The sequence below is a fragment of the Burkholderia stabilis genome (assembly GCF_001742165.1).
Taxonomy (GTDB): Bacteria; Pseudomonadota; Gammaproteobacteria; order Burkholderiales; family Burkholderiaceae; genus Burkholderia; species Burkholderia stabilis.
The window spans coordinates 1232783-1248717 of sequence record NZ_CP016442.1 but is presented as its reverse complement, the minus strand read 5'-3'; the positions used below and the strand labels follow the sequence as shown (position 1 = coordinate 1248717).

The following is a 15935-nucleotide window of genomic DNA, read 5'->3' as shown; positions in this document are numbered from 1 at the left end:
CCGGTCAGAAGTAGACGGTTGCGGTCACGGTCGTCTGATAGGTGTCGGGCTTCGGCGTGGCCTGCGCGGGTACCTGGCCGTAGACGGTCAGCGACTGCGCGGCGCCGGTGCCGGTGCCGGCCACCGTGTTCGTGCCTTGCGTGTTGCCCCAGATCGTCGTGCGCCCGGCGTCCTGGTAGAGCTGGAAGCCGACGGTCGTCGTCGTGTTGCCGGTCGACGTGCCGGCCATCAGGCGGCTCGCGACGCTCGAACCCGTGACCGTGCCCGCATCCAGGCCGACGTTGTACGGTGTCGTGTTGGTACAGGTCACGCTGACGGTCGTCTGCTGGTTGATCGCGGTGGCGAGCACCCCGTTGGTGCCGAACGCCAACGGGTTCGCGGCGATCGTGCAGTTCGGCTGCAGCGTCAGCGTCACGTTGAAGGTGGCGGTCGCGGTGCCGTTCGAATAGGTGGCTGCATCGGCGGCGGGTGTCGAAAGGCCGACAAACAGCGCGAGCGACAATGTCGTGGAAGTGATGGCGACTTTCACACTGATCCCTCATCGAGCGGTTTTTCATTGGATTTATGCCGCGCGTCGCATGCCACGGCTTGCTAAATGCTGATACGAATCGACGAGTCTTTCAATCTCAATGTTTGCGCTGTTACATTTTATTGAGGTTGAATTGACCGTTGACGGAATAAAGCCGGAAAACATTACGCTTTTCGATTTATTCATTCGCATGCCGGACGCAAGTTTTTCCTGCGATGCGGCAATTGCTGCGTGCTTGGAAAAGGATGTGACACGATTTTCCGATTGACATTACGTATCGAATCGATCGATGCGAATTGAGCAATCGATGTGCCTGACGAAATCAAAATGTCGGGCAGGGAATCATTCGGGCGGATTGAATCGATTTCTGTAATTCGGTGAATCGATTCGATTTGAGTGGTGGCGCCGCGACCTTATTCCGGTTTTTTCGGCGTGAATCGCTGGCGAATCCCGATCGGCAACTGAAAACGAAAACGGCCGCATTGCGCGGCCGTGAAGATGCTGACTGTATGTGTCGTAGTTCCGGCGTGTGTTGCCGAAGCATGAACCCGCGCCGGGGCCGGCGCGGGGCGTGTCGCGATTATGAGTTCGCCGTGGCCGGCGCGCGGCGGCGCTGCGCGATCTGCAGCATGACGAGCGCCAATCCCGACGCGGCGATCAGCCCGCCGACGAGCGGCACGGCCGCGTAGCCGAAGCCGGCCGAGATCGCCGCGCCGCCGGCTGCCGCGCCCACTGCATTGCCCAGGTTGAACGCGCCGATGTTGACCGCCGACGCGAGCCCCGGCGCCTCGTGCGCCGCGCGCATCACGCGCATCTGCAGCGGCGGTACGACCGCAAAGGTCGCAATGCCCCAGACGAGCAGCGTGACGGCGGCGCCGGCATGCGTGCGTGCGAGCAGCGGGAAAGCGGCCATCGTCACGATCAGCAGCAACAGGAAGCCGATCAGCGTGCCGTCGAGCGAGCGGTCGGCGAGGCGGCCGCCCGCGATGTTGCCGATCGAGAAACCGACGCCGATCAGCACGAGCATCGCGGTCACGAAACCGGGCGTCGCGCCGGTCAGGTGTTCGAGCGTCGGCGCGACATACGTATAGAGCGTGAACATCGCACCGGCGCCGAGCACCGTGGTCCCGAGCGCGCCGAGCACGACGGGGCGCGTCAGCACCGAGAGTTCGGCGCGCAGGTCGGGCATCCGGCCGGCTTCGCCCTTCGGCAGCGCGGCGAACAGGCCGGCGATCGCGACCAGGCCTAGGCCCGCGGTCGCCGCGAACGACATGCGCCAGCCGATGATCTGGCCGAGCCAGGTCGCGGCCGGCACGCCGCCGACGTTCGCGATCGTGAGACCCATGAACATCGTCGCGACCGCGCTGGCCTGCTTGTCGCGCGGCACGAGGCTCGCCGCGACCACCGAGCCGAGGCCGAAGAACGCGCCGTGGTTGAGGCTCGTCACGAGGCGGGCGAGCAGCAGCGTCGTGTAGTTCGGCGCGACGGCGGACAGCAGGTTGCCGATCGTGAAAATCGTCATCAGCGCGATCAGCGCCGAGCGGCGCGGCCAGCGCGCGAGCAGCAGCGTCATCAGCGGGGCGCCGGCCATCACGCCGATCGCATACGCGCTGATCAGCATGCCGGCCTGCGGAATCGACACGTGGACGCCGTCGGCGATCACGGGCAGCAGGCCCATCGGCGAGAACTCGGTCGTGCCGATGCCGAACGCACCGGCGGCGAGCGCCAGCAGCGGCAGCGCGGCGCTGTTGCCCGGGCGGGTAGGGGAAGAAGTCGGGGTGTTCACGCGATGGATTCCTGTATTCGAGGAGCAACGGCACCGGGCCGTTGAGGACAGTGTGAAGTGTGCCTGCTTTACTTTTGCGGAAAAAGCCGCATGTAGACGAAATTATCTTGATTTGATGTCAATAATGCCGGGCGTGTGCGACCCATGCGCGAAGCCTGCTGTCGGCGCCGTGGCCGGGCGGGCAAACGGCGGTGTTTTTAGTGAAAGGCTTCGGTAATCAGGCAGGAGGCGATTCCGGCCGCCGGAACGTGGTCCGGTGGCGATTCGCGGCGGATGGCCGGTCGTCCGGCGCGGCACGCGGCAAGCCGGCCGGCGACGGTGCCAGGACGTGCGGCCAGGCGGATCGACGAGGCCGCCCGGTTGCCGGCCGCAACCCGGCGCGGGCATCGCGGCGTGGCCGCGAATCCTTTGCCGGCGCGGTACATAGGCAAAAAAAGCCCCGGCCACAGGGGGACCGTGACCGGGGCGGAAACGCATCCTCTCTTTGGCACGAGGGTTGGATGCGCGCGAAGTATATTTCGGCGCATGACGATTCGAAATGACGTTAAACGACCGTTTTGGGTGCCAATTTAAAAATGCCGGAGTTGTAGCCTCTTCCGTAATTGATTTGAAAGATTTTTCGTCGCGATGATGATGTTGTTTAGCGCGTAAAAGCAGCTTGATCGACGTTGTGACGGAGGCTGGAATCCGCGTGTGGGCCGGGGGCGCGAACCGTGCGCGCCAGCTCCCCCGGTGTCCGGTCAATCCGGCTCGCCGACCGCTTCGCGCACGGCCGCGAGAAATCGCGCGACGACGGGCGACGGCGCCACGCCGTCGAACACGAATTCGATGTCGAAGCGGCTGGCGAGCTCGTCGAGCGCGACGAGCCGCACCGTGCGCGGGCAGGTCGGCGACGCGCTTTCCGGCACGAACGCACAGCCCATCCCGGCCGCGACGAGGCCGATCAGCGTCGGAATGTCGCTGCCGACCTGCGCGATGCGCGGCGTGAAGCCGGCCTGCTGGCACTGCGCCATCAGGAACCGGTGGTGCGCGGCGGAGCGCTGCGCGTCGAACCAGACGAACGGCGCGTTCGCGACGTCGGCCAGCGTGCGCGGCGCGTGGAAGCGGCCGCCCGGTGGCGCCGGCATCGCGAGCACGAAGCGGTCGCTCAGCAGCCGCACGCCCGACAGGTGCGGCGCCTCGTCCCGACGCCACGCCATGATCCCGCCGTCGAGCTGGCCGCGCACCATCGCGCTCGCCTGTTCGGCCGACAGCATCGGCGCGATCGACAGCTTCACGTCCGGGCACGCGTCGCGAAACGCCTTGAGCACGTTCGCGACGACCGCCAGCGGCAGGCAGTTCGGCAGCGCGCCGAGCCGCAGTTCGCCGAGCTGGCCGGCTGCGCTGCGCAACGCGCGTTCACGGCTGTCCTGCAGTGTCGCGAGCAGGTCGGTCGCATCCTGCAGGAAGCTCGCGCCGGCGGCGGTGAGCGTGACGCCCGTGGCGCGGCGGATCAGCAGCGGCGTGCCGATCGCGTCCTCGAGTTCGCGGATCTGCCGCGACAGCGCAGGCTGGACGATGCCCGCCGCGCGGGCGCCGGCCATCACGCTGCCGGCTTGCGCGACGGCCACGAAATAGCGCAGGTGACGCAGTTCGATCTGGCGCATGCGGTATCCGCTCCGTTTTCGTTGATATACCTGTGGAGCATAGCAAATGCCATTCGATGGTATTGGAAAGCATGACTGGCATCCCGTACGATGGCCGTCATTGCCGCGCTTGCGTGCTCGCTCTCGAGTTGCGCGCGTTCCTTCCGTTCCCATCGCGTCCCGTGCCATGCCGCTCCATATCCAGACTCCCTATATCCGCTCGCAAATCGCGTCCCGCCGGCTCGGCAGGACCATCCGGCTGAAGCTCGATGCGCTTCAGCCGTCGGGCTCGTTCAAGCTGCGCGGCATCGGTGCTGTCTGCGAAGCGCGGCACGCAGCCGGCGCGCGGCGGTTCGTGTCGTCGTCGGGCGGCAACGCGGGCATCGCGGTCGCGTATTGCGGCCGCGAACTCGGCGTGCCGGTGCGCGTCGTCGTGCCGGAAAGCGCATCGGCCCGCGCGCGCGAATTGATCCGCGTCGAGGGTGCGGAGCTCGTCGTGCACGGCGCGAGCTGGGCCGAGGCGAACGCGTTCGCGCAATCGGCGCTCGGCGAACACGATGCGTTCGTGCATCCGTTCGACGATCCCGGGCTGTGGCAAGGCCACGCGACGATGATCGACGAGATGGCGGCGGCCGGGCCGAAGCCCGGCGCGGTCGTGCTCGCGGTCGGCGGCGGGGGCCTGCTGTGCGGCGTGCTCGAAGGACTGGCGCGCAACGGCTGGCACGACGTGCCGGTCGTCGCCGTCGAAACGGAAGGCGCCGACTGCTATGCGCGCTCGGTTGCGCAGGGGCGTCCGGTCGAATTGCCGGCGATCACGAGCATCGCGACGTCGCTCGGCGCGAAGCGGCCGTGCGATGCGGCGGTCGAATGGGCGACGCGGCATGCGATCCATCCCGTCGTCGTGTCCGATGCCGATGCGGTGGCGGCATCGCTGCGGTTCCTCGATGAGCACCGGATCGTCGTCGAGCCTGCGTGTGGCGCCGCACTGGCCGCGCTCGAACGGCCGGTGCCCGTGCTTGCGTCGGCGACGGATATCGCCGTGATCGTCTGCGGCGGCGTGACGGCGACGGTCGAGGATCTGCATACGCTGCGCTCCAGGTTGCGGTAAGCGGGGAGTTGGCGCGCGGGTTTGTCGGGTGGCGGCCGGGCAGTCGCCGATTCAGGCGACTGCGGGCATTGGCTGTGCGCAATTCTTCGCGATGCGTCGACGCCGCATTTCGGTCAGCGCAATGATGGTTACGCAAGCGGCAAGCGGCAAGCGGCAAGCGGCAAGCGGCAAGCGACAGGCGACAGGCGACAGGCCGCGAGGAAATGCTTGCAGAGAATGACGGGGAAGGGTGCGTATCGTCGCGCCGGATATGGGCAGGCGCGACGACGCGACGGGCCGATCAGTTTGCGGCCGGTGCGCTCGCGCCGGACGGCGCGGACGATGCGATGGAGTTGGGGGCGGCAGGTGCGGCTGATGTGTCAGCCTGCGCTGGCGATGGGTTCGTCGGAACGGATGCAGATGCCGGTGCGGACATTGCGGGTGCCAGCGATGCCGGTGTGGCCGCGACCGGTACTGAAACGGCGGGCGTCGATGCTGCAGCGGCAGGCAACGCCGCGACGCTGGAAGCCGGTGCGGATGCAGAGACCAGCATCGGGGTTGCAGCCGGTGCGGACGCAGAGACCGGCACCGGGGTTGCAGCCGGTGCGGATGCAGAAACCGGCACCGGGGTTGCAGCCAGTGCGGACGCAGAGACCGGCATCGGGGTTGCAGCCGGTGCGGATGCAGAGACCAGCATCGGGGCCGAAGCTGGTGCGGATGCAGAAACCGGCATCGGGGCCGAAGCTGGTGCGGATGCAGGGGCCGGCGTCGGGGCCGAAGCTGGTGCGGATGCGGAAGCCGGCATTGGAGCCGAAGCAGGGGCGGGGGCGGCAGTCGGTGCGGGAGCCGAAGTCGGCGCATGTGTGGAGGCAGGCGCCGGAGCCGGAGCCGAAGGTGTCGCAGGCGTGGACGCCGGCGAGGGAGCCGAAGTTGCCGCAGGCGCTGAAGCCGGCGCAGGCGCCGACACCGAACCACCCGCCGAACCCGAAGCCGCTCCCGGCGCAGCGGCACGCATCGCAGCCGGCACCGCGTTCGCCCCCGACCCGGGCGCGACGCCCGGCACCGACAGCGGCACCGGTGCCGCGGGGGGCGTCGGCACGACCGGCGTCGTCATCTTCATCGGTTCGCCTTGCGGCGTTGGCGCGGGTTCGGGCAGCGGCGTGACGGCTTCCTTCTCGGCTGCCTTCACGCTCGCGCGGTCGCGGCGGGCCGGGTCGATCTTCAGGAAATGGTCGACGAGATTGAAGAATCGCTCGTAGAACACACCGGCGGGAATCGTCTCGCTCGCGGTCTTGACGAGCGCGTCGTCGCTCGACCCGATCGGCAGCGACAGCGAGCCGAACACGCTGAGGCCGACGCTCGCCGACGTATTCGACTTCTTCAGCGTGTAGCGATCCTGCACCGCGTTCACGTACGCGATGCTCGACGAGCCGTCCGCGTTCGCGTCCGCACACACGACGTGAAACTCGATCACGACGTGCATGTCGTTGTTCGGCTGGAAATTCTTGCTGCCGTCGACCGCGTCGTTGCGCGACGACGACACCACATACCCCTGGCTCAGCAGCGCGCGCCGCGCGGCTTCGCAGGTCGCGTCGGATTTCGAATGGAACGTATGCGCATACGGGCTGCTCGTCGCGTCGAACTGTTCCTGCTGGTAGATCGGCTTGGGCGGCGACGAGCACGCCGCCAGCACGGTCGCGGCCGCGAGCGCGCACGAAACGGAAAACAGGCGAAATCGGTTGTGCATGGCGTCTTTCAGAAGGCTCGGCGAGATGCCGCGCCGGGTTGCGCGCGTCGCGCGGCAACCGGGTGGCGGCCGTCGCGAAAGGGCGGGGCCGGTAGCGGGTGCGTGGCAATCTCGGATGGCCGGGGCGTCATTATAGTTTCGTTTGATGTCGCGCTCGCTTCGGCGGCTGTTTCCACCTGTGACGGCTTTTGCCGGCCGGCGCACGACCGCTGCCGGCGAGAACGGGGCGCGAACGGGTGTGAGCGGGCGCTAGCCGGCCGGCGACGGCCGCGCGGAAGCCAGCAATTGCGCGGTCAGCGGATGATGTTCGCCGCGCCGCGAGCGGATCGCGTGGATCTCTTCGGTTACGCCTTCCGCGCGCCCGAGCCGCCTGAGGCCGCGCAGCAGCGACGCATCGTTCGCGCCGAGTTCGCTGAGCGGAAACACGCCGAGGCCGCGCGCCGCGAACACGGCCATCAGCGCGCTGTCCTCGAATTCCCCGGCCACGCGCGGCACGATCCGTTCTTCTTCCAGCCACAGGTCGAGGCGCGCGCGCAGCGCCGAGTGGGCGGTCGGCAGCAGCACCGGCAACTCGGCCAGGCATTGCGGAAAGCGTTGCCGCGCGGCCGGCGTGACGAGCGCGGCGGGCCCGTACCAGTCGACCGGCGACGCGACGAGCCGCTCGCTCGTCACGCGCAGGTTCGACCCCGATGGCGCGCCCTGGCCGGCCAGCACGAGATCGAGATGATGCAGCGCGAGTTCCGCGAGCAGCGCATCGTGCTCGCCCTCGTGGCACAGCAGGCGCAGCGTGGGCGTGTCGAGCACCGGCGCGAGGATCGCGTGCGCAGCGAGCTTCGAGATGCCGTCGGCGAGGCCGACCGCGAGCCGCACGGTCGGCTGGCTGGCTGCCGCGCGCACTTCGTCGGGAATCAGCCGCCCCATCTCGAAGATGGCCTCCGCGCGCGCGAACGCGGCCTGGCCTGCGTCGGTCATCGTGACGCCGCGCCCGGCCGGGCGCAGCAACTGGTGCCCGAGCGATTTCTCGAGCTCGCGCACCTGCGCGCTGATCGTCTGCACGGCCATGTCGAGCCGTTCGGCCGCGCGTGCGAAGCCGCCTTCCTTCACGACGACCCAGAAATAGTACAGATGGCGGAAATTCAGCATCGGATCGTTACTTCGTAAAAACCGAACTTAAAATCAGATTCTCTCTGATTTTTCCGAAGTCCGGGGCGGAATATCATCTGGCTTTCCACTTTCGTATCGGCCCATTTCATGGACTACCTGATGACGCTTGCCGCCGACCCCGCCGTCTGGGCCGCGCTCCTGACGCTCGTCGTGATGGAAGTCGTGCTCGGCATCGACAACCTGATCTTCATCTCGATCCTCAGCAACAAGCTGCCCGAAGCGCAGCGCGCCCGCACGCAGCGCCTGGGCATCGCGCTCGCGCTCGTGATGCGCCTCGCGCTGCTCGGCAGCGTCGCGTGGATCGCGAGTCTCACCGAGCCGGTGTTCACGCTCTTCGATCATGCGTTCTCGTGGCGCGACGTGATCCTGCTGTCGGGCGGCCTGTTCCTCGTGTGGAAGGCGACCACCGAGATCCATCACCACGTGTCGCACGACGGCGAAGGCGCGGGCGGCTCGGGCGGCGCGGCCGGCCTGACGGTGTGGGCCGCGATCGGCCAGATCGTGATGCTCGACATCGTGTTCTCGATCGACAGCATCGTGACCGCGATCGGCATGACCGAGCACGTTCCGATCATGTTCGTCGCGGTGATCGTCGCGGTGGCCGTGATGCTGTTCGCCGCGCAGCCGCTCGCGCGCTTCATCGACCGCAACCCGACCATCGTGATGCTCGCGCTGTCGTTCCTCGTCGTGATCGGCATGACGCTGATCGCCGAAGGTTTCGGGTCGCACGTGCCGAAGGGTTACATCTACGCGGCGATGGCGTTCTCCGCGTTCGTCGAAGGCATGAACATGCTGGCGCGGCGCGCGAAGGCGAAGCGCGCGGCACGAGTGGAAGAGCACTGAGCCACCGCGTGCGGGCCGCTGCTGCGGCAGCCGGCTCGCACGCCTTCAAGCGGAATTCGCACGGAAAGGAGAAGCACGATGAAATGCCCAGTCTGCAAGACGCCCGACCTGCTGATGGCCGAGCGCCAGTCGATCGAGATCGACTACTGCCCGACGTGCCGCGGCGTGTGGCTCGATCGCGGCGAACTCGACAAGCTGATCGCCCGCGAGAGCAGCGACGCGCCGGCACGCCGCGACGACGCGCCTGCCACGCGCGATACCCAGGCCAACGCGCCGCGCGAACGCGACAACTGGGGGCGCGACGGCCGTTCGCACGACGACCGCCACCGGCACGACGGCCAGCGTCGCAAGAAGTCGGTGTTCGACCTGTTCGACTTCGATTGAATCCGGATACGGCGTGCGCGCATGCGCGTCGTTCGTTGTTCGTCGTAAAAAAAGCCCCGCCCGGCATCGCGCCCGGCGGGGCTTTTTCATGCGCGTTGCAACACGTCGCGCGTCGGCGTTGCTGCGCTTACGCGTTGCCGGCCGTCACGTCGATGCGGCGCGGACGCGTTTCTTCGCGGCGCGGAATCGTCAGCGTCAGCACGCCGTCGCGCAGGTTCGCGTCGATCTTCGACGTATCGAGATCGGGACTCAGCACGAACGTGCGCGCATAGCGCGGCGCGCGGGCTTCGGCGTGCCGCACGCGCAGGTCGGCCGGCGTGTCGATGCGCGTGTCGGCTTCGATCGTCAGCGTGTTGTCGTGCACCTTCACGTCGAGATTCTCGCGCGGCACGCCGGGCAGGTCGGCCTGCAGCGTGACGCCGCGAGCGTCTTCGACGATGTCGACGGCCGGCGTGGCGACGGGCCGGCGCGCGGCTTCTGCGGCAGCAGGGTGAACGGCGCTCGTGTGGCGCTCGGCAAGGGTCGGGTTCGTGTACATGTCGGTATCCTGAAGATTACTGAACGGTGATGGCGCGCGGCTTCGATGCTTCGCGACGGCCGACCCGAATCAGCAGGCAGCCGTTTTCGTAGCGGGCGCTGACCTGGTCGGCATCCGCATCCCTCGGCAATTCGACGACGCGGCGGAATGGGCCGTGAAAGCGCTCCTGCGCATAGGTGCGCACGTCGTCGCCTTCGCCGCGCGGCGCGGGCTTGCGCTCGCCGCTGATCGTCAGCAGATCCTTGTCGATCGACACGTCGAAATCGGCCGCGGCCATGCCGGGCGCGAACGCGACGATCTCGATCGCGTCGTCGGTCGCGCCGACGTCGAGCGCGGGAAAGGTACCCGGCCGCACCGCGCGGATGCCGGACGGGCGTTCGCCGAACAGGTTCGCCACGTGCCGCTGCACGCGGGCGAAATCGTCGAACAGATCGTTGCCGAAATGAATACCGCTCATGATGGTCCTCCGGGACGGGAAACGCGGGAGACGTGACGGCGCGACGCCTGCGGCGGGCGCGACGGGTGGCTCCACTGGGTTCGAAACGGGGGCAGTGCGTTGCATGGAGCACTGCCCGGCAACGCGTAATTAGTGGCCGCCGCAGCGCATTTCAAGAGGGAGCCTGCAACTTGCGTCAACGCGTGTCCGTGCGATTCGATGCGACAATCGTTGCGAATTCAACAGACCAACGAGACGGGACAACCATGGACATTCGACGTATCGCGATCGTCGGCGCCGGCGTGATCGGCGCGAGCTGGGCGGCTTTCTATCTGGCGCAGGGCTTCGACGTCGTCGCGACCGATCCGGCGCCGCAAGCCGAGGCGCGGCTGCGCGACACGCTTGTCGCGTTTCTCGGCGAACGGGCGGCCGAACTTTCCGCGCGGCTGTCGTTCGACGCTGATCTTTCCCGCGCGCTCGACGGTGTCGATTTCGTGCAGGAAAACGGCCCCGAACGGCTCGACCTGAAGCGCGCGCTGTACCAGCAAATGGACGACGTGCTGCCCGCGCATGTGCCGATCGCGTCGAGTTCGTCGGGACTGAAGATGTCGGACATCCAGACCGCGTGCGCGAAACATCCGGAGCGCTGCCTGATCGCGCATCCGTTCAACCCGCCGCACCTGATTCCGCTCGTCGAGCTGGTCGGCGGCGATGCGACCGGCAAGGACGTGATCGCGCGCGTGAAGGCTTTCTACGATGCACTCGGCAAGCAGACGATCGTCCTGAACAAGGAGATGACCGGCCACGTCGCGAACCGGCTCGCGGCCGCGCTGTTCCGCGAGGTGTATCACCTCGTCGGCGAAGGCGTCGTGAGCGTGGCCGATGCGGACAAGGCCGTTGCATGGGGCCCGGGCCTGCGCTGGGGGCTGATGGGGCAGTGCCTGACCTATCACCTCGGCGGTGGCGCGGGCGGGATCGCGCACTTCCTCGAACACCTGTCGGGGCCGATCACGAGCTGGTGGGACGACCTCGGCACGCCGTCGTTCGATCCGGAAGTCGATCGCAAGCTGAACGAAGCATTACGCGAGATCCAGGGCGAGCGTTCGATGCAGGAGCTGGCGGCCGAGCGCGACCGGCTGCTCGTCGAGTTGATCGACGCGCGGCGCCGCAGCTTCCTGCCCTGATTGCGCGTCGGCGCAGCGTATCGGCCGGGCCGCGCGGTTACTGCTGCGCCGCCGTTTGCGGTGCCTGCGGCGTCTGGGCAAGCCATGCGGGGTTCGCGGCCTGCACGAGTTCGCGGTTGCGTGCGCGCGTTTCGGCGCTCGGCGGATAGTTGCCGTCGTTCGTCGGCAGTTGGCCGTCGAGATAGGCCTGCTTGAGCTGGGCGATGACTTCCGCGCGGGTCAGCCCCCGCTCGGGCGCCGTGGCGTCGGCCTGCGCAAAGGCGGGGGACAGCAGCGCGGCTGCAGCGGTGGCGACAGCGAATCGCAAGAAATTCATGGTGTGCTCCGATCAAGGGGACGGGACACCGGATGCGCGCGGCGGCATGCCGTGCGTTCCGATGGGCCCCATTGTCGCGAGCGGGTGCTGCGCGGACGATGACGCGTTCCGGGCAAAGCTGTCAGTTGGCAGGTGCGGCGGCGCGTGCGCGCCGCGGTGTTACAACTCGGCCGCCGCCGCGATCAGCGTGGCTTCGAGCGCGAGCGTCGAGCGCGACGCGGCCGCCGGCCGGTCGATCACGTATTCGAGTTCGCCGAGCTCGGGCAACCCGGCGTCGAGCCGCGCGAGCCCGGCCGGAATCACGTAGCCGGCGAACGCGCTGACGCCGAGCCCCGCGCTCGCGGCCGCGCGCAGTACCGCGACGCTGCTGCTCACGACCGCGATCCGGTACGGCCGCCCGACGGCCTCGAGCGATTCGAGCACGCGGCGGCGCGACACGCTCGGTTCTGGATGCATCGCGAGCGGCAGCACGGTTTCGTGGCCGGTGATGCGCGAATCGGGGCCGGTGCACCAGTACAGCGGCTCGCTGCGGATCACGCGGCCGCGCCGGCTGCCCGCGATGCGCTTCGCGAACACGAGATCGTGCCGGCCCTCGTCGAGCGCGTCGAACAGGTCGCCCGACAGCCCGGTCGAGATCGCGAGCTCGACTTCCGGATTGCGCTGTACGAAGCTCGCCAGGGCGGACGTCAGGTGCGCCGACGCGAAATCCTCCGACATCGCGAGCCGCACCTTGCCCGACAGCGGCGGCCCGCACACCGACGTGACGGCTTCGTCCATCAGTTCGAGGATGCGCACCGCGTAGCGGAACAGCGCGTCGCCGTGCTGCGACAGGTGCACGTTGCGCGTGTCGCGCTCGAAGAGCGGCCGGTCGAGCAGCTCCTCGAGGCGGCGGATGTGCTGGCTGACGGTCGATTGCGACAGGCTCACGCGCTCGGACGCGGCGGTGAAGCTGCCGGACTGGGCGACGGCGACGAAGCTGCGCAGCAGCTCGGGCGGTAACGGACGCATTGCTAAATCCACTGAATCGGTTTCGACAACTTCATAAATGGCCGGATTTTGCGGGGCTAGTATCGGATCACGCCCCGGTGCGGCCCGTGCAACGGGACGAACCGGACGCGTAGCCCGTGTCGTGCCGGCGGCCGCATCGGTCAGTCTACGGCATCCGGCGTCCGGCCCGAAACCGTATCATCCCATCGACCGCCCGAGAACGCGCCCGCACGACGGGCCGCCGGGTCGCGGCGCACCGCCGCAGGAGACAGCCCGCGCACGGGATCGGCGTGCAGGTTGTCTCCCGCGCGCGTCTGGCGCCCGTCACGAAGAGACTGGAGACGACTCATGATCATCTACGGAACCGCGCTGCTGGCGTTCTGCCACCTGGCCGGACTGTTCCTCGGCGACCTGCTGGGCAGCGCGATCGGCGTGAAGACCAACGTCGGCGGCGTCGGCATCGCGATGCTGCTGCTGATCTGCCTGCGCCTGTGGCTGCACCGCCGCGGCTGGCTGCCGAAGGAGACCGAGGCCGGCGTCGGTTTCTGGGGCGCGATGTACATCCCGGTCGTCGTCGCGATGGCCGCGAACCAGAACGTCGTCGCCGCGCTGAAGGGCGGGCCGGTCGCGCTGCTGGCCGCCGTCGGCGCGGTCGCGATCTGCGCATGCTGCATTGCGGTACTCGTGCGCACCGGGCGCGACGACACGGCCTTCGCGGGCGTGCCGCAATTCGAAGAACAGTAACGGAGGCCGCCATGCTGCAGATGCTCGAAAAAGTCGTCGCCCACAACGGGCTCGTCGCGTCGTTCGCGCTGGTCGGCCTGATCATGTGGCTGTCGTCGATCGCGTCGCGCAAGCTGACGTTCGGCCGCGTGCACGGCTCCGCGATCGCGATCGTGATCGGTCTGGCGCTCGCGTATGTCGGCGGCGCCTTCACCGGCGGCGAGAAGGGGATCGCCGACGTGCCGCTGTTCGCGGGCGTCGGCCTGATGGGCGGCGCGATGCTGCGCGATTTCGCGATCGTCGCGACCGCATTCGAAGTGCAGCCGACCGAGGCGCGCAAGGCCGGCCTCGTCGGCGTCGTGTCGCTGCTGCTCGGCACCGTGCTGCCGTTCATCGTCGGCGCGTGCATCGCGCGCGCGTTCGGCTATACCGACGCGGTCAGCATGACGACGATCGGCGCGGGCGCCGTCACCTATATCGTCGGGCCCGTCACGGGCGCCGCGATCGGTGCGAGTTCCGACGTGATCGCGCTCAGCATCGCGACGGGGCTCGTGAAGGCGATCATCGTGATGGTCGGCACGCCGATTGCCGCGAACTTCATGGGCCTGAAGACGCCGCGTTCCGCGATGATCTTCGGCGGCCTCGCGGGCACCGTCAGCGGTGTCAGCGCAGGGCTCGCCGCGACCGATCGCCGGCTCGTTCCGTACGGCGCGCTGGTCGCGACCTTCCATACGGGCGTCGGCTGCCTGCTCGGCCCGTCGGTGCTGTTCTTCACGACGCGCGCGCTGGTCGGCGCATAAACCGGTGCGACGCGGCCCGTGCGCGGGCCGTATCCATCGCGGCGTCCTCTGAGTTGCATTCGTCAACATCATCAATCGGCGGCGGCGCGAGGCTTAGAATGCCGCTGAACCATCGAAGCGGGAGAACTGTTCATGACGGGATGGAACCACGCGCGGCAGGCGCGCGACGCACGCCTCGCGGCCGGCGCGGTTTACGCGCAGGGCAAGCGGGTCGACGCGCGCGACACCGTGGCGTTGCTCGAAGCGGTGCTGCGGCCGGGTGACCGCGTTTGCCTCGAAGGCGACAACCAGAAGCAGGCCGACCTGCTCGCGACGGCGCTTGCCGACGTCGACAGCGCGAAGGTGCACGACCTGCACATGGTGCAGTCGGGCGTCGTGCTGCCCGAGCATCTCGACGTGTTCGAGCGCGGCATCGCGAAGCGCCTCGATTTCGCGTATTCGGGCCCGCAGTCGCAGCGGATCGCGAAACTGCTGTTCGGCGGCAAGATCGCGCTCGGCGCGGTGCACACCTATCTCGAACTGTTCGCGCGCTACTTCATCGACCTCACGCCGCACGTCGCGCTGATCGCCGCGGTCAGCGCCGATCGCGACGGCAACCTGTACACGGGCCCGAACACCGAGGACACGCCGACCGTCGTCGAAGCCACCGCGTTCAAGGACGGCGTCGTGATCGCGCAGGTCGACCGCATCGTCGACAAGGTGCCGCGCGTCGACATCCCTGGCGACCGCGTGCATTTCGTCGTCGAGGCCGGCCGGCCGTTCTACGTCGAGCCGCTGTTCACGCGCGACCCGGCCGCGATCACCGAAACGCAGATCCTCACCGCGATGCTCGCGATCAAGGGCATCTACGAGCCGTACGGCATCAAGCGCCTGAACCACGGGATCGGCTTCAACACCGCCGCGATCGAGCTGCTGCTGCCGACCTACGGCGAGAAGCTCGGGCTGAAGGGCAAGGTGTGCTCGCACTGGGCGCTCAATCCGCACCCGACGCTGATTCCCGCGATCGAATCGGGCTGGGTCGAGCAGATCCACTGCTTCGGCTCCGAGGTCGGGATGGACGACTACATCCGCGCGCGTTCCGACGTGTGGTTCACGGGCTCCGACGGCTCGCTGCGCTCGAACCGCGCGTTCTGCCAGACGGCCGGCCTCTACGCGTGCGACATGTTCATCGGCTCGACGCTGCAGATCGACCTGTCGGGTCATTCGTCGACGGTCACGGCCGAGCGCATCGCCGGCTTCGGCGGCGCGCCGAACATGGGCAGCGACGCGCGCGGCCGGCGCCATCCGAGCGAGCCGTGGCTGAAGGCCGGCGCGGAAGCCGACCCCGATACGCCGGCGGCGCTCAGGCGCGGCCGCAAGCTCGTCGTGCAGATCGGCGAGACGTTCGGCGACAAGAACGTGCCGATGTTCGTCGAGAAGCTCGACGCGCTGAAGCTCGCCGACAAGCTGCAGCTCGATCTCGCGCCGATCATGGTCTACGGCGACGACGTCACGCACATCGTCACCGAGGAAGGGATCGCGAACCTGCTGATGTGCCGCGACAAGGACGAGCGCGAACACGCGATCCGCGGCGTGGCCGGTTATACGGACATCGGCCGCGGCCGCGACCGGAAGATGGTCGAGCGGCTGCGCGAGCGCGGCGTGATCCGCCGCCCGGAGGATCTCGGCATCGATCCGCTCGACGCCGACCGCCGCTGGCTCGCCGCGCGCTCGATCAAGGATCTCGTGCACTGGTCGGGCGGGCTTTACGCGCCGCCGGCCCGGTTCCGCAACTGGTGAGGAAGAG

General features: G+C 68.1%; 16 protein-coding genes. 7 read left to right on the top strand and 9 right to left on the bottom strand.

Annotation, left to right across the window (positions count from 1 at the left end; translation table 11 throughout):
* Positions 1-4: 4 nt before the first annotated feature.
* The 3 genes from BBJ41_RS05830 to BBJ41_RS05820 all read right to left on the bottom strand — a co-directional run bounded on the left by BBJ41_RS05830 (position 5) and on the right by BBJ41_RS05820 (position 3961).
* Entirely contained in the window at positions 5-490 is a 486-nt protein-coding gene (locus BBJ41_RS05830; protein WP_412473020.1) for a Csu type fimbrial protein, read from the bottom strand.
* Between the two features lie 619 nt (positions 491-1109).
* Positions 1110-2315, bottom strand: coding sequence for an MFS transporter (locus tag BBJ41_RS05825; RefSeq protein ID WP_069745711.1), 1206 nt, complete (start codon positions 2313-2315; stop codon positions 1110-1112).
* Between the two features lie 740 nt (positions 2316-3055).
* Positions 3056-3961, bottom strand: coding sequence for a LysR family transcriptional regulator (locus BBJ41_RS05820; protein ID WP_069745710.1), 906 nt, complete (start codon positions 3959-3961; stop codon positions 3056-3058).
* Between the two features lie 166 nt (positions 3962-4127).
* On the opposite strand from BBJ41_RS05820, the gene BBJ41_RS05815 reads away from it, so the two are divergent.
* Positions 4128-5048 carry a pyridoxal-phosphate dependent enzyme gene (locus BBJ41_RS05815; protein ID WP_069745709.1) on the top strand — a complete coding sequence of 307 codons (921 nt, stop codon included), beginning with the start codon at positions 4128-4130 and terminating at the stop codon, positions 5046-5048.
* A gap of 280 nt (positions 5049-5328) precedes the next feature.
* On the opposite strand, the gene BBJ41_RS38570 is transcribed toward BBJ41_RS05815, so the two are convergent.
* Both BBJ41_RS38570 and BBJ41_RS05805 read right to left on the bottom strand, forming a co-directional pair.
* Positions 5329-6774 (bottom strand): DUF2242 domain-containing protein, encoded by a 1446-nt coding sequence (locus tag BBJ41_RS38570; protein ID WP_083281807.1) that lies wholly within the window; start codon positions 6772-6774, stop codon positions 5329-5331.
* A 249-nt stretch (positions 6775-7023) separates the two neighbouring features.
* Positions 7024-7917, bottom strand: a complete 894-nt coding sequence (locus BBJ41_RS05805) for a LysR family transcriptional regulator (protein ID WP_069745707.1) — start codon at positions 7915-7917, stop codon at positions 7024-7026.
* A gap of 108 nt (positions 7918-8025) precedes the next feature.
* On the opposite strand from BBJ41_RS05805, the gene BBJ41_RS05800 reads away from it, so the two are divergent.
* Positions 8026-8781 (top strand): TerC family protein, encoded by a 756-nt coding sequence (locus tag BBJ41_RS05800; RefSeq protein WP_069745706.1) that lies wholly within the window; start codon positions 8026-8028, stop codon positions 8779-8781.
* A 78-nt stretch (positions 8782-8859) separates the two neighbouring features.
* Positions 8860-9165, top strand: a complete 306-nt coding sequence (locus BBJ41_RS05795) for a TFIIB-type zinc ribbon-containing protein (protein ID WP_069745705.1) — start codon at positions 8860-8862, stop codon at positions 9163-9165.
* Between the two features lie 127 nt (positions 9166-9292).
* Here BBJ41_RS05795 and BBJ41_RS05790 read toward each other — a convergent pair whose 3' ends face one another.
* Together BBJ41_RS05790 and BBJ41_RS05785 are read right to left on the bottom strand one after the other, a co-directional pair.
* Positions 9293-9703 (bottom strand): Hsp20/alpha crystallin family protein, encoded by a 411-nt coding sequence (locus BBJ41_RS05790; protein WP_069745704.1) that lies wholly within the window; start codon positions 9701-9703, stop codon positions 9293-9295.
* Between the two features lie 16 nt (positions 9704-9719).
* Positions 9720-10160 (bottom strand): Hsp20/alpha crystallin family protein, encoded by a 441-nt coding sequence (locus BBJ41_RS05785; RefSeq protein ID WP_069745703.1) that lies wholly within the window; start codon positions 10158-10160, stop codon positions 9720-9722.
* A 245-nt stretch (positions 10161-10405) separates the two neighbouring features.
* Here BBJ41_RS05785 and BBJ41_RS05780 point away from each other — a divergent pair, with 245 nt between their 5' ends.
* The gene (locus BBJ41_RS05780; RefSeq protein WP_069745702.1) at positions 10406-11323 is read left to right on the top strand and encodes a 3-hydroxyacyl-CoA dehydrogenase NAD-binding domain-containing protein; all 918 of its coding nucleotides are present in this window, start codon (positions 10406-10408) and stop codon (positions 11321-11323) included.
* Between the two features lie 37 nt (positions 11324-11360).
* Here BBJ41_RS05780 and BBJ41_RS05775 read toward each other — a convergent pair whose 3' ends face one another.
* Positions 11361-11639, bottom strand: a complete 279-nt coding sequence (locus tag BBJ41_RS05775) for a DUF4148 domain-containing protein (RefSeq protein ID WP_069745701.1) — start codon at positions 11637-11639, stop codon at positions 11361-11363.
* Positions 11640-11798: 159 nt separating this feature from the next.
* Positions 11799-12647: a LysR substrate-binding domain-containing protein gene (locus tag BBJ41_RS05770; RefSeq protein WP_069745700.1), complete on the bottom strand. Its 849-nt coding sequence runs from the start codon at positions 12645-12647 to the stop codon at positions 11799-11801.
* A gap of 327 nt (positions 12648-12974) precedes the next feature.
* Here BBJ41_RS05770 and madL point away from each other — a divergent pair, with 327 nt between their 5' ends.
* The 3 genes from madL to mdcA all read left to right on the top strand — a co-directional run bounded on the left by madL (position 12975) and on the right by mdcA (position 15928).
* On the top strand, positions 12975-13370 hold the full coding sequence (gene madL, locus BBJ41_RS05765; protein WP_034186756.1) for a malonate transporter subunit MadL: 396 nt from the start codon (positions 12975-12977) through the stop codon (positions 13368-13370).
* Positions 13371-13381: 11 nt separating this feature from the next.
* Positions 13382-14149, top strand: a complete 768-nt coding sequence (gene madM / locus BBJ41_RS05760; RefSeq protein WP_069745699.1) for a malonate transporter subunit MadM — start codon at positions 13382-13384, stop codon at positions 14147-14149.
* Between the two features lie 132 nt (positions 14150-14281).
* A complete protein-coding gene (mdcA, locus tag BBJ41_RS05755) occupies positions 14282-15928 on the top strand; it encodes a malonate decarboxylase subunit alpha (RefSeq protein WP_069745698.1) in 1647 nt (548 codons plus the stop codon).
* The last annotated feature ends 7 nt before the right edge of the window (positions 15929-15935 follow it).

Excerpts from the sequence above, each read along its gene's own strand:
- BBJ41_RS05795 (WP_069745705.1), top strand. The coding sequence starts at position 8,860 with ATGAAATGCCCAGTCTGCAAGACGCCCGACCTGCTGATGGCCGAGCGC.
- BBJ41_RS05805 (WP_069745707.1), bottom strand. The coding sequence starts at position 7,917 with ATGCTGAATTTCCGCCATCTGTACTATTTCTGGGTCGTCGTGAAGGAA.
- mdcA (WP_069745698.1), top strand. The coding sequence starts at position 14,282 with ATGACGGGATGGAACCACGCGCGGCAGGCGCGCGACGCACGCCTCGCG.
- madL (WP_034186756.1), top strand. The coding sequence starts at position 12,975 with ATGATCATCTACGGAACCGCGCTGCTGGCGTTCTGCCACCTGGCCGGA.
- BBJ41_RS05815 (WP_069745709.1), top strand. The coding sequence starts at position 4,128 with ATGCCGCTCCATATCCAGACTCCCTATATCCGCTCGCAAATCGCGTCC.
- BBJ41_RS05790 (WP_069745704.1), bottom strand. The coding sequence starts at position 9,703 with ATGTACACGAACCCGACCCTTGCCGAGCGCCACACGAGCGCCGTTCAC.
- BBJ41_RS05770 (WP_069745700.1), bottom strand. The coding sequence starts at position 12,647 with ATGCGTCCGTTACCGCCCGAGCTGCTGCGCAGCTTCGTCGCCGTCGCC.
- BBJ41_RS05820 (WP_069745710.1), bottom strand. The coding sequence starts at position 3,961 with ATGCGCCAGATCGAACTGCGTCACCTGCGCTATTTCGTGGCCGTCGCG.
- BBJ41_RS05785 (WP_069745703.1), bottom strand. The coding sequence starts at position 10,160 with ATGAGCGGTATTCATTTCGGCAACGATCTGTTCGACGATTTCGCCCGC.
- madM (WP_069745699.1), top strand. The coding sequence starts at position 13,382 with ATGCTGCAGATGCTCGAAAAAGTCGTCGCCCACAACGGGCTCGTCGCG.
- BBJ41_RS05800 (WP_069745706.1), top strand. The coding sequence starts at position 8,026 with ATGGACTACCTGATGACGCTTGCCGCCGACCCCGCCGTCTGGGCCGCG.
- BBJ41_RS05780 (WP_069745702.1), top strand. The coding sequence starts at position 10,406 with ATGGACATTCGACGTATCGCGATCGTCGGCGCCGGCGTGATCGGCGCG.
- BBJ41_RS38570 (WP_083281807.1), bottom strand. The coding sequence starts at position 6,774 with ATGCACAACCGATTTCGCCTGTTTTCCGTTTCGTGCGCGCTCGCGGCC.
- BBJ41_RS05775 (WP_069745701.1), bottom strand. The coding sequence starts at position 11,639 with ATGAATTTCTTGCGATTCGCTGTCGCCACCGCTGCAGCCGCGCTGCTG.